This window comes from Arthrobacter sp. H5 (genome assembly GCF_000520595.1).
Taxonomy (GTDB): domain Bacteria; phylum Actinomycetota; class Actinomycetes; order Actinomycetales; family Micrococcaceae; genus Arthrobacter_D.
Genome location: NZ_KI915003.1, coordinates 26,202 through 46,888 on the forward strand (window position 1 = coordinate 26,202; position 20,687 = coordinate 46,888).

Consider the following 20,687-nt stretch of genomic DNA (forward strand, 5'->3'; position numbering starts at 1 on the left):
ATCAGCTGGTTCCTACGACGATAAGTCCGTCGGAGGATTCGTCGGCGGTCCTGTCCACCTTGACGGTGTCGCCGTCGTTGATCGTGCCCGCCAGGATTCCACGCGCTAGCCGGTCACCGATCTCGCGCTGAACCAACCGGCGCAGTGGCCGGGCACCGTATGCCGGGTCAAACCCTGTGAGTGCCAGCCACTCGCGCGCTGCGTCGGAGACTTCAAGGACGAGTCTCCGCTCCTGCAGCCGGGCAGCAAGCGACTGAACCTGCAGGTCCACAATCCGCGAGAGCTCGTCAAGGCTCAAGGCATCAAACATGACGATGTCGTCGAGCCGGTTGAGGAACTCCGGCTTGAAGCTGGCGTTCACCACCGCCATCACGGCGCCGTGCCGATCCGCGTCCTCCAGCCCTGGGTCCACCAGAAACTGCGAACCCAGATTGGAGGTCATCACCAGGATGACGTTCCGGAAGTCCACGGTGCGGCCCTGCCCGTCCGTCAGGCGTCCATCGTCGAGCACTTGAAGAAGCAGGTCAAAGACCTCCGGGTGGGCCTTCTCCACCTCGTCCAGCAGCAGAACACTGTATGGGCGACGGCGAACCGCCTCGGTGAGCTGGCCACCCTCCTCATACCCGACGTATCCGGGAGGTGCCCCCACCAGACGCGCCACCGAATGCTTCTCCGAGTACTCTGACATGTCGATCCGCACCATGGCGCGCTCGTCGTCGAACAGGAAGTCCGCCAGCGCTTTGGCGAGCTCCGTCTTGCCCACGCCCGTAGGTCCCAGGAAGAGGAACGAGCCGGTTGGACGATCGGGATCGGAAATCCCGGCACGCGCACGTCGTACCGCGTCGGACACTGCCCCCACGGCCGTGGACTGGCCGATCAGCCGTGCGCCGATCGCCTGCTCCATCTGCAGCAGCTTCTGGCTCTCCCCCTGCAGCATCCGCCCGGCGGGGATCCCGGTCCAGGCGGAAATCACCTCAGCGATGTCAGCCGCGGTCACCTCTTCAGCGACCATCAACTCAGGCTTGCCCGACGTCGTTTCCTCCTCTGCCTGGGCGGCATCCAGTTCACGTTGGACCTGTGGGATTTCTCCATAAAGCAGCCGTGACGCTGTTTCCAGGTCTCCCTCGCGTTGGGCCCGGTCCGCCTGGGAGCGCAGCTCATCCAGTGCTGCCTTGAGATCGCCCACGCGGTTCAGCCCGGCCTTCTCCGCTTCCCAGCGGGCGTTGAGGGCTGCCAGCCGTTCCTTTCGGTCGGCCATGTCGGCCCGCAGCGCATCGAGACGGTCCCTGGCAGCGTCATCACTCTCCCCCTCCAGTGCCAATTCCTCCATGGTTAGACGGTCCACCGACCTGCGCAGTTGATCGATTTCCTCAGGGGCGGAATCGATCTCCATCCGCAGGCGTGAAGCGGATTCATCCACCAGATCAATCGCCTTGTCCGGAAGTTGGCGTCCCGTAATGTAGCGGTTGGACAGGGTGGCGGCGGCTACCAGCGCGGAGTCGGCGATGGAAACCTTATGGTGCGCCTCATAGCGCTCCTTTAGCCCGCGGAGGATGCCAATGGTGTCCCCGACGCTGGGCTCGCCCACGTAGATCTGCTGGAAGCGACGTTCCAGTGCAGCATCCTTTTCAACGTTCTGCCGGTATTCGTTGAGCGTTGTGGCGCCGATGAGGCGCAGCTCGCCCCGGGCGAGCATGGGCTTTAGCATGTTCCCGGCGTCCATTGAGCCCTCCGATGCGCCAGCGCCAACAACGGTGTGCAGCTCATCGATGAAGGTGACAATCCGGCCGTTGGACGCCTTGATTTCCTCCAGTACCGCTTTCAACCGCTCCTCAAACTCCCCGCGGTACTTGGCTCCCGCGATCATCGAGCCCAGATCCAGGCTGATGAGCGTTTTTCCGCGCAGTGACTCGGGCACATCGCCGGCCACCATGCGCTGGGCAAGACCTTCCACCACGGCAGTCTTTCCCACGCCGGGCTCACCGATGAGCACTGGATTATTCTTGGTGCGCCGGGACAGCACCTGCACCACGCGCCGGATTTCCGTGTCGCGCCCAATGACGGGGTCAAGCTTTCCTGACCTGGCAATCTCCGTCAGGTCCACGCCAAACTTCGCCAGCGCCTGAAAGGTGTTCTCCGGATCAGGGGTGTTGACCCGCCGATCACCCCGCACTCCGGGAAGCGCGGCTTCCAACGCGTCTTTGGACGCCCCTGCCTCGCGCAGGATGTGGCCGACGGCGCCGGCATCCGCTGCCAGTCCCAGCAGCAGGTGCTCGGTGGAGACGTAGCTGTCCCCCAAGGCCTCGGCTTCCTGCTGCGCTGCGTTGACGGCCTGGAGCATTGGCCGGGAAAACTGCGCCTGTGCCACCGAGGCGCCCGACGACGACGACAGCGCCTTGATTGCCGAGCTCGCCTTCACGCTGATGTCATCAGGACCCACGTCTGCAGCCTTCAACAGCGCAACTGCCACCCCGTCCCGCTGGTCCATCAGCGCCTTAAGCAGATGGACCGGTTCCACCTGGGCATTTCCGGCGGTCGACGCGTTCATGGCGGAGGCGGAAAGAGCTTCCTGACTCTTGGTGGTGAACTTGGTGTCCATGATGATTCCTTCCCCTCGCACTGACAGCATGCGCCCGGCAGGCGCTGAAACTAAGTTGAGTCTACTACGCTCAACTTCTTCCCGCTGCCGGCTCATTTGCCATTTCACTGCAGGCGAACCCGGGCTCAGGGGCGGAATGGGTGTCCCGCCGCGTCATAGTGAGACACAATGCTGTCGGTGTTCACCGGTTTGCGTGAGGGTGTTTACGTACCGGCGGCATAATGCCAGAGGAACAACCGTCGCAGGAGGAAAAAGTGGGCTCAGGAAACATAGACCGACCGATACTTCGCCTGAAGTGCGTACTGGACGTGCTGGCCGAGGACATCTGGACCGGAAGGCCATCCGGCAACGGATCTGCGGCAGGACACGCCTTGACAGAGGCCGTGGCCCGCGCTCCCTTCACGAAACATGAGGGCGAGCTGCTCAGCGGCGGAATTCCCCGCGGTTACAAGGCCCTCACAACCGCCTCCGCAAAGCTGGTCAAGGCTGGCTGGTTAGTCAAGGGCCGCAGCGGCTGGACAATCACAGAGGATGGCCTGCGAGCCGTGGTGGCCTTCCCTGACGCAAACTCCTTCGGGGAGGCACTGGCCGCCGGGACGCGTGTCCCCGAGATGCCCGTACCTATGGGACCGGCGAAGAAACCCGCAGCCAAGAGAAACCGGGCCAAAGTGAAGGCTGTCGATGCGTTTCCCCAGCCGGTCGATGCGTTTCCCCAACCGGTCGATGCGTTTCCCCAACCGGAAGCGGTGGCAGTGGCCGGCAACTTCAGTTCAGCTCTGGGAGCGCCCGAAGACTGGGCTCCCCGGTTCGACGAAGTGCAGCTCGCTCTGGACCCGGCCGATCAGTCGTGGAAGCTGACAGCCGACCTGCCGGCTGGTTCCTATGCCTACAAGATCGCCCTTGACCGGTCATGGACGGAGAACTACGGCGCGTTTGGAGTGCGCGACGGCGCCGACCACCAGCTTCATCACGCCGGAGGCTCGATTACCTTCAACTACGACCACCGCACCCACGACATTTCCATCACAACCCCTTAGCTTTCGCGCCCCTTCGACACCCACTTTGGGTCGGCGCTTCGCTCCCCCACCACCAAAGCAGCTGCAGCGTCAAGGACATCCAGATTGGATTCAGAAAGAACAACGACGGCGGCGCCGGCATTCTCATCGATGCGCTCCGGACGGCGGGTCCCCGGGATCGGGACAACAGGCAGTCCAAAGCGCCGGCCCTGCGATGCCAACCACGCCAGGGCCACCTGGGCAGGCGTCGCGCCGGATTCCTGCGCCACGGACTGTACTGCTTCGACGACGGCGGCATTGGCTTCCAGCGCATCGCCGCCGAACCGCGGAACCCGGTGGCGGAAATCACCCTCCTTCAGGGTGGCAGCCTGGATGGTGCCGGTAAGGAATCCCCGGCCAAGGGGCGAATAGGGCACAAATCCCACACCGAGCTCAGCAGCTGCTGGCACCACCCGCGCCTCCACGTCCCGGCTCCAGATTGACCATTCGCTTTGAACGGCGGCAATCGGATGAACTGCGCAGGCCGCCCTGAGTTCGCTAGCTGTCACCTCGGACAGACCGAGGTGGCGGACCTTCCCATCGGCCACCAGTTCCGCCATGGCGCCAACAGTTTCCTCAATGGGGACCCGCGTGTCCCGGCGGTGCATGTAATAGAGGTCGATGACGTCGGTCTTCAACCGGGTCAGACTGGAATCCGCCGCGGCACGGACGTAACCGGCATCACCGCGGACACCAGTGTAGCCCTGGGCGGGGCTCCCTTCGATGCCGAATTTGGTGGCTAGCTCCACCTCCGACCGGCGGTCCCGCAGCAGCCTGGAGATAAGCTGCTCATTGCTGCCGGCACCATAGACATCAGCGGTGTCTATGAAAGTCACGCCGGTATCGACTGCATGGTTGAGGGTTGCCAGCGCCTGCTCATCATCGATGCCGCCATAGACATCGGTGAGTGCCATGCCGCCAAATCCCTGTGCACTGACGGAGAAGCCTGGGAACAGTTCCGTGCGCGAGAGTGTCATGGGAGGCATGCTATACGCCTCCCATGACACTCTCGCGCAGGGCGTGGAAAACTCCTCCGCCCACAAGCGGGTCACCAACACCGATGATCAGGATGGTGGGGACCACAACGGCCAGGACAATTTTCAGCGTTGCCCTGATTTCCCGGGCGACGTCGTCGCGCATTGACTGTGGAAGGTGCCTTTCCACCTGGGCAACGTATTTGTCTTCCAGGTTCTAGCCCTCGGACAGGGTATTGAGAAGTGAGTATCCATAGTGTGGCCCTCGAAGGACGCTCAGGCAGGCGAGCACAACCGAACCCCGCCGGACTTCCTGCACGTGCTGGGCAAATATCGGGTCCGTCTGCGCAATAATGGCGTCATGGGGAAATTCCGACACTTTACTTCTGTCCTGACCGTTGCCGCGCTTGCGCTCACTCTCACCGCCTGCACCGACGAGGGTCCAACCGCACAGGATGCAGCTACGGCCCTCGCCGAAGGCCTCACCTCGCAGGATGTGTCCGCAATAGTTTTCGGGGATGTTCCCGCCGAAACGGTCACCGCCGAGCTGCAGGAAATCACCGCTGCACTTGAGCCCTCTCAGCCCCTGGTTTCGGTCCTGGAAGTTGAATCCGCCTCGGAAGATGAGGCCACAGCACAGCTGAACCATGTGTGGGACGTCGACGACAGCGATACCGATTGGGCCTACACCACCACCGCGCAACTCACCAGGGTCGACGACGTGTGGCAGGTAGCGTGGGATCCCGCCCTCGCAGTGGACGGTCTTACTGCCGGAGAGGCACTCGTGGTTTCCAGGACGCCCGCGGAGCGGTCAGAGATCCTCGGCGCCGACGGAGCCGTCCTGGTCACCGACCGCCCGGTCATCCGGGTGGGCATTGACAAGACCCGCATCGAAGAGGCCGAACTGGAGACATCGGCGACGGCGCTGGCGGACCTGGTTGGCGTTGATCCCGCCGCGTTCACCGAGCAGGTGCTTGCATCCGGCGCGGAGGCGTTCGTCGAGGCGATCGTCCTGCGCGATGATGCTTCGCGCACTGTCACCAATGAGCAACTGGAGGCCATTCCTGGCGCCCTCGGAATGCCGGACACCCTGGCGCTGGCACCAACCCGAACCTTTGCCCGGGAACTATTGGGAGCGGTAGGCCCTGCCACCGCCGAGCTGATCGAACAGTCCGAAGGTGAATTGGCAGCCGGCGATGTCACCGGCCTGTCCGGACTCCAACTCCAGTACGACGACCAGCTGAACGGCACACCTGGGCTCACCATCGAGGCCATCGCCGGCGAAGGCGAGGCGCAGACCCGGGAGGTCCTGTTCGAACGGGAACCCGCGGCCGGTGACCCCCTGCAGACCACCATTGATCCGGCCATGCAGACCCTGGCCGAAGAGGTGCTCGCCGAGGAGCCTTCCGCTTCCTCCTTCGTTGCGATCAGACCGTCAAGCGGAGAGATCCTGACCGTCGCCAACGGCCCCGGAAGCGAAGGACTGCAAACGGCCCTGCTGGGCCAGTACCCTCCGGGGTCCACCTTCAAAGTGGCAACCTCGCTGGCCCTTCTGCGCAATGGATTCACCACCGAGACCGCCACCAGCTGCCCCGAGGAGATTGTGGTTGACGGACGGGCCTTCAACAACGTCCCCGGATACCCCGTTGAATTCACCGGCGAAATCCCCCTGCTGCAGGCGCTTGCACAGTCCTGCAACACCGGTTTCATTTCCAACCGGGAGGTGGTCTCCCAGGAGGACCTCGCCACAGCTGCTTCGGACCTTGGTCTCGGCGTGGAAGCCAGCATCGGAACGCCCGCCTACTTTGGCTCCGTTCCCACAGAGGCCGACGGCACTGCACACGCTGCATCGATGATCGGTCAGGGCGAGGTCCTGGCCTCGCCGCTGGCGCTGGCCATCTTGGCCGCATCCGTTGGCGCCGGCGAGCGCGTCTCGCCAACCCTGCTGGCAGCCGAGGGGACCGCGCCGGAGGACGCGCCGTCGTCGTCCGCTGCACCCACCGAAGCCGCTGAAAGCGGGTCGGCGGAGCCCAGTGCATTCACCGAAGAGGAAGCAGGGGCACTGCGCGAAATGATGGGTGCCGTAGTCACCGTAGGCGGAGCGAACCTGCTGGCAGATGTCCCGGGCGAACCCGTGCTTGCAAAGACAGGCACCGCGGAGTTTGGCTCCGAGGACCCACCGCGCACGCATGCCTGGGTGGTCGCCCTGCAGGGCGACCTTGCCGTTGCCGTATTCGTGGAGGAAGGCGAGCGCGGTTCCATTTCAGGAGGGCCTCTGATGGAGGAGTTCCTCCGCGGCGTCGGGCAATAGTTTTCGTGGTGGGTTTCGAGCTGAAACGAGGCGCCGACTAACGCATCTGCGGGACCCTGCTTCCGCGTGATTTCACGATTTCCTTGCCCAGCCGCATGAGCGATACGGGAATCATCTTGATGTTGGCGATCCCCAGCGGGATGCCGATGATGCTTAGGAGCATGGGGATTGATGTCAGCACGTGTCCGATCGCGATCCAGATGCCGGCGACCACCACCCAGATGACATTCCCCAGCGTCGACATGAAGTAGCTTCTGCCTCCGCGGTCAACCACGGCGCGGCCAAACGGCCAGATGGCATAGGCTGCGATGCGGAATGAAGCAACCCCAAACGGAATGGTAACGATCAGCAGGCAGCACACTATGCCTGCGAGCACGTAACCAAGTGCCAGCCAAATTCCGCCAAAAACAAGCCACATGATGTTCAGGATTGCATTCATGGGTCTATTGTTCACAACAAGTGCTCTGACGGCTATGGGGCGAGCCCCTGAGACACCACCCATAGCGGCGTTCACAACTACCGACGGAGACCGTCATGACAGCCCAGGACCCACAGTCAATCATGAGGCGGAAGTCCATCGCCCAGATGGACGACGAGGCCGAGAAGAGCGGCCTCTTTAAGAGCCTGGGACTCTGGCAGCTCACCGCTATCGGAGTCGGTGGCATCATTGGCATCGGCATCTTCACTCTGGCCGGTCTGGTGGCCAGCGGCCAGGAAGGCGGCGAAGGCGCCGGGCCCGCCGTGCTCATCTCCTTCTTGATCGCCGGTCTCGCCAGCGCCGCCGCTGCGCTGTCCTACGCCGAGTTTGCGGGCATGATCCCCCGCGCCGGTTCCGCCTACACCTACGGCTACGTGGCGTTGGGCGAATTTGTCGGCTGGTTCATCGGCTGGGATCTGCTGCTCGAATACATTGCCATTGTTGCGGTGGTGGCCATTGGCATTTCGGGATATTTCACCGAGTTCATGAACGGGATCGGCATTGAGGTTCCCATCTGGATGCAGGGCACGGCGGACGTTATTGACGGCGGATTCGTCAATCTTCCCGCGATTGTGGTCTGCCTGTTCATCACGTTTATCCTGAGCCGCGGCACCCAGACGTTCGGCAGATTCGAAGTCATTGCAGTGGGCCTGAAGGTCCTGCTGATTCTTTTCATCATTGGGCTCGGCTTCTTCTACGTCAACGGCGAGAACTACACACCGTTCATGCCCAACGGGTTCGGCGCCGTCTTCACCGGCGCCGCGACGGTCTTTTTTGCGGTGTTTGGCTACGATGCGATGAGCACCGCCGCCGAAGAGGCCATCGACGGCAAAAAGCATATGCCGAAGGCCATCATCCTCTCGCTGATCATTGCGATGACGTTGTACGTGCTGGCCACGCTCGTCCTCACCGGGATGCAGAACTGGGAAGAGATCGACACCAGCGCCGCGTTTGCGGTGGCCTTCCAGTCCGTCGGTCTGCCGGTTATCGCCACCATCATTTCGGCCTTCGCTGTGGTTTCCATCCTGACCGTGATGCTCACCTTCCTCCTCGGTGTAACCCGCGTCTGGTTCTCGATGAGCCGCGACGGGCTCCTGCCCAAATGGTTCTCCGGGACGGACCGGAACGGCACCCCCCAGCGTGTGACTTGGATCGCCGGCATCGCCTCAGCATTCCTTGCGGGCGTCTTCCCCATCGGCCTGATCGCGGACCTCACCAACATCGGTATCCTCGCGGCCTTCGTAGTGGTCTGCATCGCAGTCGTTGTGCTTCGCTACAAGCGCCCAGACCAGCCGCGCACTTTCCGGCTGCCATGGATGCCGGTCATTCCTGTCTTCGGCGTCATCGCTTCCGCTTTCCTGATCCTTCAGCTGGATCCGGAGACGTGGCTTCGCTTTGGTGTCTGGCTGGTGATCGGGCTGGTGATCTACTTCGGCTACAGCAAGCGGAATTCAGTCATGAACCCGGACAGTCCGCGGTACGAAGAGGTCACTCACAAGGACTGACCGGCGACAAACCCGCACGTTCGTTGCCTCGGTGCAGGGTCGCGGGATCCAAGCCGCGAGCCCTGCGCCATCACAACGAATCTGTGTGAGCTCAAACAGAAAGCGCCCCCTCCCGTGACCGGGAAGGAGCGCCTCAAACTGTCACATCGGGCCTAGCGCGGGCGGCGTTCGTTGGAGGCCGGGGCCGTTGCCCGGCGGGTTCCGGAGCGGCGCGCTGCGGCGGGACGGCCGGCCGAGGACGACGACGGCGCGTGGTTACGCTGATTGCCGGGCGTCTGAGTGCTTGCCTGGTTTCCGGCGCTGCGGGCGGACTGGCCGTGAGCCGCAGCATCTCCGGTGCGCTGGCCCTGCGCCGGGCGGCGGTTGCGGTTGCCTCCGGTTGAGCCTGCGTCCTCCGAAGTGCGGCGACGGCTTGTGCCGTCGCTGCCAAAGCGGGGTGCCTGTGGCTGATCTTTGCGGCGATCCGCGCGGTTGCCCTGCGATTCAGTACTCGCGGCAACCCGTCCACGTCCGCCTCTGCCACCGCGGCCTCCGGCTGCCGGGGCTGCGGCACCGCGGCGCTTGCGCTGGGCGTTGGCTCCGGTTGAGGTGCCTCCGCCGCGTTGGGTGTCGCGAGCGGTTACCAGTGCGGCCCGGGTGCGGGGATCCACCTTCTCGGCAATCTCACCGATCAGCTTTCCCACCAGGGGCGAGGTGGCCTTGACGTTCTCAAAGGCCACATCCACGCCGGCGGCGCGCATGAGTTTCTGAACTTCGGACTTCTGCTCGGGAAGGGTGATGGTCACTACCGTGCCATCGGATCCTGCACGGGCTGTCCGCCCGGAGCGGTGAAGGTAGGCCTTGTGCTCCGTGGGAGGATCCACGTGGACCACCAGTTCGACGTCGTCCACGTGGACACCGCGGGCAGCCACGTCTGTGGCAACGAGGACGCGCACATCGCCCGTGGAGAACTCCGCCAGGTTCCGGTCGCGGGCATTCTGCGAAAGGTTGCCGTGCAGGTCAACGGCGGGGATGCCGGCGTCGGTCAGGGTCTTGGCGAGCTTGCGCGCCTGATGCTTGGTGCGCATGAAGAGCAACCGACGGCCGGTGCCGGAGGCGAGCTGAACAATGAGCTGCTTTTTCTGGGTCTGATCGCCGATCAGCAGCACGTGGTGCTCCATGGTGGTGACAGAGGCCTGCGGCGTGTCCACGGAGTGCGTCAGCGGGTTGGACAGGTAGCGCTGGACAATCTTGTCCACGCCGTTGTCCAGGGTTGCCGAGAACAGCAGGCGCTGTCCTTCGGCGGGAGTGGTGTCCATGATCTTCTTGACCACGGGAAGGAAGCCAAGGTCCGCCATGTGGTCGGCCTCGTCAAGAACGGTGATTTCCACTGCCTCAAGGGTGATGAGCCGCTGGCGCATCAGGTCCTCAAGCCGGCCCGGGCAGGCGATAACAATGTCGACGCCGGCGCGCAGCGCCTTTTCCTGCCGCGCCTGGGACACGCCACCGTAGATCACGGTGGTGTTGAGACCCAGCTCATTGGCCAGGGGTTCAACGGTGTTGTTGATCTGGGTTGCCAGCTCACGGGTCGGCGCAAGCACCAGTGCAAGGGGACGGCCGGGCTTGCGCCGGTAGGCCGCTTCCTGCTCGGCCAGCCGTGAAACCATGGGCAACGCAAAAGCGAGGGTCTTTCCGGAGCCGGTGCGGCCGCGGCCCAGGACATCGCGTCCGGCCAGGGTGTCCGGCAGGGTTTTGACCTGGATGGGGAAAGGCTCGGTGATTCCCTGGACTGTCAGGGTCTGGACAAGCGCCTTGGGCACGCCAAGGGCAGCAAAAGTAGTCATGTAAAGTACACGAACTTTCTTCTCATCTTCCCCAGGAGTCGGATGACACCAGGGGTTCGCCGAAGAAAAGTCAGACAGTGTCCACCGCGCTCACGATCCTGGGAGCATAGATGCGGGACAAAAGAATGCGTTCATCGACGCAGGCTGCGAAGGCGTGTAAAAGCCGTTGGTATCGCAGGCAAGTCATCCAAGTCTAACAGGGATGCGGACAGCCCCCGAGCCAGAAGGAGTGCTGCCCTCTGCCGGGGCTGCATCCCCGCCGCCCGCCGGCTGACCAGGCAGAGGCTGCAACAGCAAGAAAATCGGGTCCCGCTTCGAGGGGGCCTCCACACTGCCGCCCACACGGACCCACTCCAGTTGATACTCCGCTTCGCCCAGGTTTGCCCCGTCTGTATCGAGAGTGCGGACCGTGACCTGTCCGGGCGTCGAGTTAAAACCCTCAATGGGAGAAGTATCCACGTGGATTCTCCAGAAGTCCTACGCCATCGCCGCCGGATACTGCGGTACCACCACCTCTCCCGTCGACGTTCCGTCGGGGGCAAGCCGCCATCCAACCCGTTTGAGAAAGTTCACTGTGACGGAGCTCTCCAGAATCCGTGCGGTAGGAACGGCAGCTAGGAACTCGGACTCGATTTCGGCCACACCCGAGGCATCCCTCAGCCACAGCACAAAGGTGAAGTTGCTGCTGCCGGTGGTTGACGCGCAGAAACGGAGGTTGCGGTAGCGGGCCAGAAATCCGGCCGCAGCCGTGTGGTCCGACGGCGGCACATTGGCGTACCACTGGCAGCTGATAGGGAACCCCGAGTAGTCCTGTGCAATCTCACAGCGGAACGACAACGTTCCGCTGTCCAGTACCTTAGCCAGTTGCCGGCGGACGGTGGATGGATGCTGTCCCGTGACGGCGGCAATGTCCGCGGCGGTAGCGCGACCATCGCGTCCGAGCACCCTGACGATCGGCCAGTAGGCCGCTGGGAGACGGACAACCACGGGCGACGACGGCGGGCGGGCCAGCCGTCGCAGCGCCGACTGCTGCGCCGGGCTGAGAACATCCAACCTCCAGGCATTTCCACCTGCGTGATGGGCAGTGACCAGGGCGCTCTGGTATCTCACCATTCCCGGTATGTCAGCAAACTGGGGGATCACCCGACGGGTCAGCTCCGCCCAGTCCCGGGTAATCACCGTCAACGTGAAGTCCCGGTTCCTTGCAGTTTCCTCGACAGAGATGACCTCCGGGATGCAGCACAGCGCTTCGGCCACGTCGGAGCGCTGGCCGGGCTCGCAATCGATGTCGTGCAGCGACAGCGTCATCTGGTCCGGTGACCCCATCAGATGCCCGGTCACCCAGGCCAGCCCTCCGGCCCTCAGCCTCGACCAGCGGGATGCCAGCGTGGTGGGATGCCTGCCCAGCACAGCCCCGGCATCGGTCCATCCAACTCTTGGCGCGATCTGCAGGGCATGGATAAGCTCCAGATCATCCATTTCCAGTTCCATAAGGTAATTATGTGCGCGTTTCTTCGGAATCTTTGTTGTGTACTGAATTTTTACTGCAATTCGGGATCACTGTGAGCCGGGTCACCCAGACTGGAATCACACCGCAGTAAGACCCAGAGGGAGATCCGTGACCACGGCAACCGAAATTCTCGCAGACGCCTACCAGATCAAAGACGAAGTCACCCGGCTCCGACACCGGCTCCACCAAGAGCCGGAGATTGGACTCGAGCTTCCGCAAACGCAGGAAAAAGTGCTTGAAGCGCTGGACGGTCTGCCCTACGAGATCACCCTCGGAACCGACACCACGTCGGTGACAGCAGTGATCCGTGGATCGGCCGCGCACGGGTCAGCGCAGAAACCGGTTGTCCTGCTTCGCGGAGACATGGATGCCCTGCCTGTGCAGGAACAGACCGGGGTCCCGTTTGCCTCAACAATCGACGGTGCCATGCACGCCTGCGGCCATGACCTGCACACGTCCATGCTCGCGGGAGCCGCCACGCTCCTGGCCGACCGCCGGGATCAGCTGGCGGGCGACGTCGTACTGATGTTCCAGCCCGGCGAAGAGGGTTTCGACGGCGCGGGCGTCATGATCCGTGAAGGCGTCCTCGAAGCCGCCGGCAGGCGCCCGGATGCCGCCTACGGACTGCACGTGATTTCGTCGCTGCTGCCGGGCGGCACCTTCGCCAGTAAACCGGACACGCTCATGTCCGCCTCGGACGCGCTGTTTGTCACGGTACATGGATCCGGAGGCCATGGATCCGCGCCGCACACCGCCAAGGATCCGGTGACAGTCGCCGCGGAGATGGTAACTGCACTGCAGACCATGATCACGCGGCAGTTCAACATGTTTGACCCCGTAGTCCTGACCGTGGGTGTCCTCCATGCCGGCACCAAACGCAACATCATTCCGGAGACCGCCCGCATTGAGGCAACCATCCGCACCTTTTCGGAAGAGAACCGGCAGAAGATGATGACTGCGGCCCCGCGGCTCCTCAACGGCATCGCTGAAGCGCACGGACTGAGCGCCACCGTCGAGTACCACACCGAGTACCCGCTGACCGTGACAGACCACGCCGAAACCGCCAACGCCGAAAGGCACATTGCCGAGCTGTTCGGCGAAGACCGCTACACCCGGATGGCTCAACCCCTCAGCGGTTCGGAAGACTTTTCACGGGTGCTCGCCGCGGTGCCGGGGAGCTTTGTGTTCCTCTCCGCCGTGCCGCCGGGAGCCGATCCGGTGAAGGCTGCGTTCAACCACTCCCCGTACGCAACGTTTGACGACAACATCCTGGCGGACGGAACCGCCCTCTACACGCAGCTGGCAATCGCACGCGTCGCGGAACTGGCTGCCGGCAACTAGCCATCAAGGAGCATTACATGAGCACCACAACCACCACGCGCGCGCCTCCGTCAATGCGCAGAACCCTCATAGGCACCGGGATCGGCAACGCCGTCGAATGGTACGACTGGGCTATCTACGCCACGTTTGCCCCCTTCATTTCCGCTCAGTTATTCAGCCAGGCCGATCCAACCTCTGCGATTCTCGCCACTCTGGCGATCTTTGCCGTCGGCTTTGTTGCCCGCCCATTTGGTGGCTACGTGTTCGGGTGGATCGGCGACCGGATTGGGCGTAAGACGTCCATGACGATTGCTGTGGGACTGGCCTCTGCTGGCAGCCTGCTCATCGGAATTGCACCGACTTTCGAAGCGGTGGGTGTGTTTGCGTCCCTGCTGCTGCTCGTTGCCCGGCTCAGCCAGGGACTGGCGCACGGAGGCGAGCTGCCGTCGTCGCAAACGTATCTATCGGAAATGGCGCCGAGGGAGGATCGCGGCTTCTGGGCCACGCTGATCTACTTTTCAGGAACCATCGGCATCCTGTTCGGCACCCTGATGGGAGCCGTGCTCACCGCTGTGCTTTCCGAGGAGGCAATGGGCTCCTTCGGGTGGAGGATTCCCTTCCTGGTGGGGTGCCGCGATGGGTTTGTACGCCCTCTTCATGCGCGTCCGTATGAGGGAAACCGAGGCCTTCGAACAGCGGGACAAGCGCCGCGAACCCATGTGGCCGCAGATCGTCAAATACCGCAAGCAGGCCCCGCAGGTCATCGGGCTGATAGTTGGGCTGACAGTGGTGTACTACGTGTGGGGCGTATCGGCTCCGGCGTTTGCGATCAGCGCACTCGGCATTGACCCCGGTGCAGCGCTCTGGGCCGGAGTGGGCGCCAATCTGGTGTTCCTTGCCGCGCTACCCCTGTGGGGGAAGGCCTCCGACCGGTTTGGCCGCAAGCCGGTTCTGTGGACAGGTGCCATGGGTGCTGCCCTGCTGCACTTCCCAATGACCGCGCTGCTGCAGGACTCGGCGTGGCAGTTGTTCCTCTCGATGTCCGTCATGCTGGTGTTTATCGCAGCGTCCGCGGCCATCGTTCCCGCGGTTTACGCCGAGTTGTTCCCCACCAGCATCCGCACCGTCGGAGTGGGCATCCCCTACTCCATCTGCGTCGCAACGTTCGGGGGCACGGCGGCCTACCTGCAGCAGGGACTCGGCGTGTGGTTCGGTGACACCGGCAGCACGCTGTTCACCGCATACGGCGTGCTGTTGCTGGTGGTCAGCTTTGCCTTCGTCTTCACCATCCCTGAGGCCAAGGCCAAGGATCTCACGCACTGAGACTCGCGCTGGTCCGCGCGCCCGCGCTCACCTAGGGTGGATAAAGGACGAAAGGAGCACCTCATGAAGAAAGTCCTGCTTGTACTGACCAGCGTCTCCGAACTCGGAGACACCGGTGAGAAGACCGGATACAACGTTGCCGAGGCCGCGCATCCCTGGAAGGTATTCAAGGATTCCGGGCACTTTGTGGACTTCGCATCCATTGACGGCGGAGCGCCGCCGCAGGACGAAGTGGACAAGTCCGACCCCATCCAGGTTGCCTTCACCGAGGATGAAACCACCCGCGCCGGGCTCTACAACACCGCACGGGTGGAGGTTGTGGACCCCGAACAGTACGACGCCGTGTACCTGGTGGGCGGCCACGGCACCATGTGGGATTTCCCGGAGAGCGCCGGGTTACAAAAGCTGGTGGCAAGCGTGTACAACCGCGGCGGCGTAGTGGGCGCTGTCTGTCACGGGCCGGCCGGGCTGATCAACGTCGAGCTCGACAACGGCTTCCGCCTGGTGGAGGGCCGCCGGGTGGCCGCCTTCACCAACGAGGAGGAAGTGGCAGCGGGTAAAGACAAGATCATCCCGTTTTTCCTTGCCGACAGGTTGGAGGAAAAGGGTGCAACCCATGTTTCCGCCGACGTGTTCGAGGAGAAGGTTGTGGTGGATGAACGTCTTGTCACCGGCCAGAACCCAGCCTCCGCTGCGGGAGTTGCCAAGGAGATGGAAAAGCTCATGGCCGAGGTGATCCATCAGGAGAAGGCCGAGGAGCAGCACGAGTCGGAAGCGCTTCGCGCGGAGAAGGACGCCCAGAAGGCGGCCTCCGCCGACCAGGAAAGCTGACGAGTCTCCACGCGCTCCTTTGTCGTTTGGTCGATCGCCGGGCTGAATCCCGGTGATCGGCCAAGGGTCGCCGGGCCCGCGTGGAGATCAGCCGGACGATCTCGGAAGTTCAGTGGTACAACCCCGCTTGGCTACCCTTGTACCAATGAGCATTCCTCCGGTAACCCCGCATCCTTCGCAGCCCGTTTCGTTTGTGCGCCGCGGCTCGCGGCTTCAGGGCCGGCGTCGTGACGCCTGGGCTGAATTGGCCGAGGGACTGGTCATTGACGTGCCGCGCAGCACCGCGGCGGACACGTCCGTGGATCCGGATTACAGGTTCGACGCCGGCGCTTCCTTCGGGCGCACTGCGCCCCTGGTCGTGGAGGTGGGGTCAGGACTCGGCGAAGCAGTAACCCATGCCGCGGAGCTGCGCCCGGACACCGACTTCCTCGCTCTTGAGGTCTATAAGCCAGGTTTGGCGCAGACCCTGCTGCGAATCGACCAGAAGTCGCTGACCAACGTGCGGGTCGCGCAGGTCAACGCCGCGGAAGCCTTGTCCTCCATGATTGAACCGGCCTCGGTCCAGGAGCTATGGTTATTCTTTCCCGACCCTTGGCACAAGACACGCCATCGTAAACGCCGCCTGGTGAAGGAAAGCTTCATTGGGCAGGCCGCGCGGGTGCTGGTTTCAGGCGGCAGCCTCCGCCTTGCAACCGATTGGTCGGACTACGCGTGCCAAATGCGTGAGGTTGCCTCAGCCTCTCCGCTGTTTGCCAACTTGCACGGCGGCGAGCGCACCGGTGCAGACAGCCCGCTGACGCAGGTGTGGGCAAGCGGCGTGGAACACCTGGTTGGTGGCGCTCCACTGCGCGAGGGCAAAGACAAGGCCGGGACGGCGTCAGTCAGCGAGGGCGAGGATGCGCTTGGCGGCTGGGCTCCCCGCTTTGACGGACGCATCCTGACAAGCTTCGAGAACAAGGCCCATGAAGCCGGACGGATGATTTTCGACCTCGCATACCGCCGGAGGTAGAACCTACCAGTTCCTCAGCCGTTCACGTCGTGCAGGTGATGCACCACATCATGCAGCCCGTACTGGGCCAGGGTGGCAACGGTGAACTGGGAGCCATTGCTGCGCCGGCCGGTGCGGTCCCAGGCGGTGGTGGCCTCCAGAAGCGCCGCATACTTTTCACCGGAATCGACGAGGTCCCTGGCAACCACCAAGGGCACCTGTCCCGCGTAGTTCAGCTCCCGGGCTGCCTGGTCTTGATCCCAGTCGGCGAATACTGGATTATCCTGCCCCAGCATGAGTTCCGTTCGCTCAGTGAACAGCACAAAGACATCGCGAACGTGCGCGGCGTACTCCAGGCCGGACCAGGTGTTCGGGCCCGGCCGCTCCGCTACCGTGCCACGGCGCAGCGCCTCCTCCCAATGGGGCAGGTCCTCCCGGATCCGATCGGCGACCTTCGTCGCGGGAAAGTCCCCCGCCGAAAATCCGCACTCGCCGCAGGATTCATTCAGAACCCAGGTCCAGTCCTTGGTATCCGGTTCGATTGGCATGGTCCGAGCCTACTCGTGTGTGCGCGTCTCCACGCGCACACACGAGTAGGCGTTCGGTCGGCCACAAGGAGGCAACACTTGACGCAAACTGGTTTGCAGTACAAACTAGTTTGCAGAAGCCGAGAGAAAGCAGGACCCAATGTCCACCGCACCCCAATCACCCAATGACCCAATGACCCAATGACCCAATGACGATAAGCCGCTGGACCTCCACGCCGCCCTGCAACTGGTCACCGCCGCCGAAACCCACGCCCGCAAGGAACTGCGGGGCAATGAGGCGTTGACCTACCTCATCTGGGGACTCGCCTGGCTGGTTGGGTTCGGCATACTGCATGGTTCGCGGTTCGGTTGGCTGCCGTTCGATTACGAGGTGGCACTGCTGGCTTTCGGCGCCATCCTGCTTGTTGCCATCGTCGGAACCATCCTGATGGTAGGGCGTTACGCGCGGGGGATCCGCGGTCATTCCGCGTTCATCGGCGCCATGTACGGTGTCGCGTGGGCACTCGGATTTCTGGTGATGGGTATCCTCAGCGGCATCATTGCGCAGGTAGTTGAAGATTTCTGGCTGCGTGGGATGCTGATCAACGGCATGGCCATTCTGATTGTTGGTCTCCTCTACATCACCGGAGGCACAACGTTCAATGACCGGATCCAGTCCTCCATGGGTATCTGGTTCCTGTTGATCAACATTGCAGCCCTCATGAGCGGCCCGGATCATTACCTCACCGTGTTTTTCATCTTCGGGTCCGGCGGGTTTCTGGTCGGCGCTCTTGTTGCAACTCTCCGCCGCAGGAGTGCCCAGCATGCCTGACCTCGACCCGGTCATCCATGCCGAATCCCGCCTCCGGGCCATCACCACCCTCAACGAGGTAGGTGACCGGGACCGTGTCGCCTTCACCAAGCTCCGCAAGATCCTCGGAATGACAGCAGGCAATCTCTCCACCCACCTGCGCAAACTTGAGGACGCCGGTTACGTGTCGGTCACCAAGACCATCGAGGGACGCACCCCCGCCACCTACGTGGCCATCACGCCCAAAGGCAAAGCGGCCTACGCCGAGTACCGGATCGCTTTGACCGAGCTCCTCACCGGAAAGGAACGCCCATGAACACCGCCACGGCAGCCATTCCAACAACACGCACGACGGCGGCACTCGCCTCCGCAACCAGTGTCACCAAGACCTTCGGCGGCACCCCCGCCCTGAGTGGTGTCAGCCTGGACATCCATTGCGGTGAGTCGGTGGGGTTGCTCGGACCCAACGGTGCAGGCAAGTCCACACTCATTGGGCTTTTCTGTGGACTCCGCCGCCCCGATTCCGGTTCCGTGGAGCTTTTCGGCCGGAACCCCTCGAACCCCCACGCCCGGCTTCGGCTGGGAACCACACCCCAGGCAACCTCCGTTCCGCAGACCCTCAAGGTCCGGGAAACGGTCGACTTTGTTTCCGCCCACTACGCGGATCCCATCCCGACGGCCAGACTCCTGGCGGATTTTGGTCTGGTCGGCATGGCGGACAAGCAGTGCGGCGGACTCTCCGGCGGCCAGCAGCGCCGCCTGCTCGTGGCGCTTGCCCTGGTGGGCCGGCCGGATCTTGTCATCCTCGATGAACCCACCACCGGGTTGGACGTCGACGCCCGTGAGACCCTCTGGACCCGGCTCCGCGAGTATCGGAACAACGGCGGGACGCTGCTGATCACCAGTCATTACCTCGAGGAAATCCAGACACTTAGCAGCCGCGTGGTGGTCATTGACCACGGCGCCGTCATCGCGGACGGCACAGTGGAGCAGATCCGGGGCCGCGTGGCAGTGAGCAAGGTGTCCTTCCGAACGGAGCTGCCGCCGTCGTCGTTCGCTTCCCTGCCGCACGCCGTGGGCGTTGAAACGCACGACGACGACCGCGTCACCATCGTCACTCGGGACGCCGATGCCACTGTCCGCACCCTGGTTGAGCAGCGACTCCCGTTCTCCGGGCTCGAAGTGCACGGCGCCAGCCTTGAAGAAGCCTTTCTCGCCCTGACCTCTAAGCTGAAGTTACGTTAGACAGAACGCCAGGAACCCCGGTTTGTCGGGGTTCCTGGCGTTTTTGGGTCCGGGGTGTCTGGCTACTTTCTGTGGTTTCGGGCGTGGTGGTCGACGAGGTCCATGGCCCTGCGTTGGCGGGCTGTGGGGACGGTGAGCAGTTCGAAGGTCAGATCGCTGGCGGGCTCGTGCTGGCCGTTAATGCTGTCGTGCTCCGGGGTCTGTGGTTTGGTGAGTTTAGTGGTGTTCCGCGTGCGGGTTGCCATGTGAGCCAGGAGGTCCTGGTAGCTGGTGGCGGTGGTCCCGTCGTCGAGTTTTCGGGTACTGGCCTTGCGCTCCGCGTCCGTGGATCGGGCCACTTTGGTGACCGGTTCCTCAGGTGTTGGACGGTTCTCGTCGGTGAAGGTCAGCGGTGCCCAGGCGGTGCGTAGGTGCCAGGTGAGGTGGGCTGCGAGCATGCAGAGGAAGACGTGGGCGCGGGTGCGGGGCTCGGTGTAGTGGCGGATCGGACGGATGCCCAAATCCCGGCTCTTGAGGGTCTTGAAGATCTTCTCCACGTTGGCCAGGGACTTGTAGGTCCGTACCGCTTCGGGGGCGTCCATTGTGGTTTCAGGGACGTTGGTGCGGATGACATAGATTCCGTCCAAGTCCGCTTCGCGGGCGATGGATTCGGTGTTGCGTTCATAGGTGAACTTCTTATCGGTGATGACCAGGTGGAAGTGCTTGGCCATGTTGTAGGTGCCGACGGTCTTTCCGACCCGCACCCCGGTGGTGCCGGCGTTCTTGGAGCGGCCGGCCTGAACCGCTTTCTTGATGGCTTCGAGCTTCTCTTCGGTGGCCTTGAGCAGTTCGGTGCGCTTGTGGGCGCGCTTTGCTGCCAGGGCGGGGTTGCGACAAGCGATAAGACGTTCGCCCGGGTATTTGGGGTGGGTGATTTCGGCGAGGTTCTGCTCGTCGAACAGGCTCATCTGCAATGACCCCTCATCGTCGGCGAGCTTCTGGATGTCGGTGTTGCGCAGCGCGGTTACCCAGCTGAAGTTGGTGTCCTTTTTGAGGTCTTCCACCCGGGCGTTGGTGATCATGCCGCGGTCCCCGACCATGACCAGGTCATCGACTCCGGAGAGGTCATGGATTTCGGAGGCGATCTGGATGAACGCGGCCGGGTCGGCGGTGTTTCCGGGGAACACCCGGACCGCGATGGGCAGCCCTTGGCGGGTGGCGAGCATGCCGTATTCGATCTGCTCGCACCCGCGTTTCCTGTCCCTCGAATACCCGAATTTGGCCAGTGGGTTGTGGGTTCCGGTGACCCAGGAGGAGGACAGGTCAAAGAGCGCGAGGCGCTCGGGGTTGTGTTCGGGTCCCAGGTGGGTGCGGGCGAGCTGTTTTTCGATGCGGGGTTGCTGCTCGC

At 63.2% G+C, this 20,687-nt stretch carries 18 protein-coding genes and 1 pseudogene; 10 read left to right on the forward strand and 9 right to left on the reverse strand.

Annotated features, from left to right (window positions below; translation table 11 throughout):
• Position 1: 1 nt before the first annotated feature.
• Positions 2–2,599 carry an ATP-dependent chaperone ClpB gene (clpB, locus tag Y708_RS0114300; RefSeq protein ID WP_028280458.1) on the reverse strand — a complete coding sequence of 866 codons (2,598 nt, stop codon included), beginning with the start codon at positions 2,597–2,599 and terminating at the stop codon, positions 2–4.
• A gap of 221 nt (positions 2,600–2,820) precedes the next feature.
• On the opposite strand from clpB, the gene Y708_RS0114305 reads away from it, so the two are divergent.
• Positions 2,821–3,636: a pullulanase X25 domain-containing protein gene (locus Y708_RS0114305; RefSeq protein WP_253905826.1), complete on the forward strand. Its 816-nt coding sequence runs from the start codon at positions 2,821–2,823 to the stop codon at positions 3,634–3,636.
• On the opposite strand, the gene Y708_RS0114310 is transcribed toward Y708_RS0114305, so the two are convergent.
• From Y708_RS0114310 to Y708_RS30465, 3 genes are read right to left on the reverse strand one after another with little or no spacing between them, the layout of a single operon-like run.
• A complete protein-coding gene (locus Y708_RS0114310; RefSeq protein WP_028280460.1) occupies positions 3,633–4,631 on the reverse strand; it encodes an aldo/keto reductase in 999 nt (332 codons plus the stop codon). The two genes, Y708_RS0114305 and Y708_RS0114310, sit on opposite strands and share 4 nt — an antisense overlap.
• 10 nt (positions 4,632–4,641) lie before the next feature.
• Positions 4,642–4,818, reverse strand: coding sequence for a hypothetical protein (locus Y708_RS29290; RefSeq protein ID WP_155853885.1), 177 nt, complete (start codon positions 4,816–4,818; stop codon positions 4,642–4,644).
• A gap of 27 nt (positions 4,819–4,845) precedes the next feature.
• Positions 4,846–5,007: a hypothetical protein gene (locus Y708_RS30465; protein WP_343212977.1), complete on the reverse strand. Its 162-nt coding sequence runs from the start codon at positions 5,005–5,007 to the stop codon at positions 4,846–4,848.
• Here Y708_RS30465 and Y708_RS0114320 point away from each other — a divergent pair.
• Positions 4,990–6,939, forward strand: a complete 1,950-nt coding sequence (locus Y708_RS0114320) for a penicillin-binding transpeptidase domain-containing protein (protein WP_028280461.1) — start codon at positions 4,990–4,992, stop codon at positions 6,937–6,939. The two genes, Y708_RS30465 and Y708_RS0114320, sit on opposite strands and share 18 nt — an antisense overlap.
• Before the next feature lie 37 nt (positions 6,940–6,976).
• On the opposite strand, the gene Y708_RS0114325 is transcribed toward Y708_RS0114320, so the two are convergent.
• The gene (locus Y708_RS0114325) at positions 6,977–7,378 is read right to left on the reverse strand and encodes a YccF domain-containing protein (RefSeq protein WP_028280462.1); all 402 of its coding nucleotides are present in this window, start codon (positions 7,376–7,378) and stop codon (positions 6,977–6,979) included.
• Between the two features lie 95 nt (positions 7,379–7,473).
• Between Y708_RS0114325 and Y708_RS0114330 the strand changes: the two genes are divergently transcribed.
• Positions 7,474–8,922 (forward strand): amino acid permease, encoded by a 1,449-nt coding sequence (locus tag Y708_RS0114330; RefSeq protein WP_028280463.1) that lies wholly within the window; start codon positions 7,474–7,476, stop codon positions 8,920–8,922.
• A 152-nt stretch (positions 8,923–9,074) separates the two neighbouring features.
• Here Y708_RS0114330 and Y708_RS0114335 read toward each other — a convergent pair whose 3' ends face one another.
• Positions 9,075–10,745: a DEAD/DEAH box helicase gene (locus tag Y708_RS0114335; RefSeq protein ID WP_028280464.1), complete on the reverse strand. Its 1,671-nt coding sequence runs from the start codon at positions 10,743–10,745 to the stop codon at positions 9,075–9,077.
• A 477-nt stretch (positions 10,746–11,222) separates the two neighbouring features.
• Positions 11,223–12,236, reverse strand: a complete 1,014-nt coding sequence (locus Y708_RS0114345; RefSeq protein ID WP_028280466.1) for an Lrp/AsnC family transcriptional regulator — start codon at positions 12,234–12,236, stop codon at positions 11,223–11,225.
• Positions 12,237–12,363: 127 nt separating this feature from the next.
• On the opposite strand from Y708_RS0114345, the gene Y708_RS0114350 reads away from it, so the two are divergent.
• The 4 genes and pseudogenes from Y708_RS0114350 (at position 12,364) to trmB (ending at position 16,738) form a co-directional block, all read left to right on the forward strand.
• Positions 12,364–13,596, forward strand: coding sequence for a M20 metallopeptidase family protein (locus tag Y708_RS0114350; RefSeq protein ID WP_028280467.1), 1,233 nt, complete (start codon positions 12,364–12,366; stop codon positions 13,594–13,596).
• 17 nt (positions 13,597–13,613) lie between these two features.
• Positions 13,614–14,898, forward strand: a pseudogene (locus Y708_RS25220) (MFS transporter).
• 63 nt (positions 14,899–14,961) lie between these two features.
• Entirely contained in the window at positions 14,962–15,729 is a 768-nt protein-coding gene (locus Y708_RS0114360; protein ID WP_028280468.1) for a type 1 glutamine amidotransferase domain-containing protein, read from the forward strand.
• A 145-nt stretch (positions 15,730–15,874) separates the two neighbouring features.
• Entirely contained in the window at positions 15,875–16,738 is an 864-nt protein-coding gene (gene trmB / locus Y708_RS0114365) for a tRNA (guanosine(46)-N7)-methyltransferase TrmB (protein ID WP_035776449.1), read from the forward strand.
• 14 nt (positions 16,739–16,752) lie between these two features.
• Here the strand turns inward: trmB and Y708_RS0114370 are convergent, their stop codons facing one another.
• A complete protein-coding gene (locus Y708_RS0114370; protein ID WP_028280470.1) occupies positions 16,753–17,265 on the reverse strand; it encodes a DinB family protein in 513 nt (170 codons plus the stop codon).
• A 280-nt stretch (positions 17,266–17,545) separates the two neighbouring features.
• Here Y708_RS0114370 and Y708_RS25225 point away from each other — a divergent pair, with 280 nt between their 5' ends.
• Genes Y708_RS25225 through Y708_RS25230 form a run of 3 tightly spaced genes read left to right on the forward strand, consistent with a single transcriptional unit; the run spans position 17,546 to position 19,300 of the window.
• Complete coding sequence (locus Y708_RS25225; RefSeq protein WP_253905827.1) at positions 17,546–18,076, forward strand: hypothetical protein; 531 nt, start codon at positions 17,546–17,548, stop codon at positions 18,074–18,076.
• Positions 18,069–18,371, forward strand: a complete 303-nt coding sequence (locus Y708_RS0114380; RefSeq protein ID WP_028280471.1) for a transcriptional regulator — start codon at positions 18,069–18,071, stop codon at positions 18,369–18,371. The genes Y708_RS25225 and Y708_RS0114380 overlap by 8 nt, the downstream gene beginning before the upstream one ends.
• Complete coding sequence (locus Y708_RS25230) at positions 18,368–19,300, forward strand: ABC transporter ATP-binding protein (RefSeq protein WP_051479017.1); 933 nt, start codon at positions 18,368–18,370, stop codon at positions 19,298–19,300. Before Y708_RS0114380 ends, Y708_RS25230 begins: the two co-directional genes overlap by 4 nt.
• Positions 19,301–19,362: 62 nt before the next feature.
• On the opposite strand, the gene Y708_RS25235 is transcribed toward Y708_RS25230, so the two are convergent.
• A partial coding sequence (locus tag Y708_RS25235) for an IS1634 family transposase (protein ID WP_035776450.1) occupies positions 19,363–20,687 on the reverse strand: 1,325 nt, incomplete at its 5' end.

What these genes read in the sequence shown, in the direction of transcription:
- clpB (WP_028280458.1), bottom strand. Translation starts at nt 2,599, where the DNA reads ATGGACACCAAGTTCACCACCAAGAGTCAGGAAGCTCTTTCCGCCTCC.
- Y708_RS0114305 (WP_253905826.1), top strand. Translation starts at nt 2,821, where the DNA reads ATGCCAGAGGAACAACCGTCGCAGGAGGAAAAAGTGGGCTCAGGAAAC.
- Y708_RS0114310 (WP_028280460.1), bottom strand. Translation starts at nt 4,631, where the DNA reads ATGACACTCTCGCGCACGGAACTGTTCCCAGGCTTCTCCGTCAGTGCA.
- Y708_RS0114320 (WP_028280461.1), top strand. Translation starts at nt 4,990, where the DNA reads ATGGGGAAATTCCGACACTTTACTTCTGTCCTGACCGTTGCCGCGCTT.
- Y708_RS0114325 (WP_028280462.1), bottom strand. Translation starts at nt 7,378, where the DNA reads ATGAATGCAATCCTGAACATCATGTGGCTTGTTTTTGGCGGAATTTGG.
- Y708_RS0114330 (WP_028280463.1), top strand. Translation starts at nt 7,474, where the DNA reads ATGACAGCCCAGGACCCACAGTCAATCATGAGGCGGAAGTCCATCGCC.
- Y708_RS0114335 (WP_028280464.1), bottom strand. Translation starts at nt 10,745, where the DNA reads ATGACTACTTTTGCTGCCCTTGGCGTGCCCAAGGCGCTTGTCCAGACC.
- Y708_RS0114345 (WP_028280466.1), bottom strand. Translation starts at nt 12,236, where the DNA reads ATGGAACTGGAAATGGATGATCTGGAGCTTATCCATGCCCTGCAGATC.
- Y708_RS0114360 (WP_028280468.1), top strand. Translation starts at nt 14,962, where the DNA reads ATGAAGAAAGTCCTGCTTGTACTGACCAGCGTCTCCGAACTCGGAGAC.
- trmB (WP_035776449.1), top strand. Translation starts at nt 15,875, where the DNA reads ATGAGCATTCCTCCGGTAACCCCGCATCCTTCGCAGCCCGTTTCGTTT.
- Y708_RS0114370 (WP_028280470.1), bottom strand. Translation starts at nt 17,265, where the DNA reads ATGCCAATCGAACCGGATACCAAGGACTGGACCTGGGTTCTGAATGAA.
- Y708_RS0114380 (WP_028280471.1), top strand. Translation starts at nt 18,069, where the DNA reads ATGCCTGACCTCGACCCGGTCATCCATGCCGAATCCCGCCTCCGGGCC.
- Y708_RS25230 (WP_051479017.1), top strand. Translation starts at nt 18,368, where the DNA reads ATGAACACCGCCACGGCAGCCATTCCAACAACACGCACGACGGCGGCA.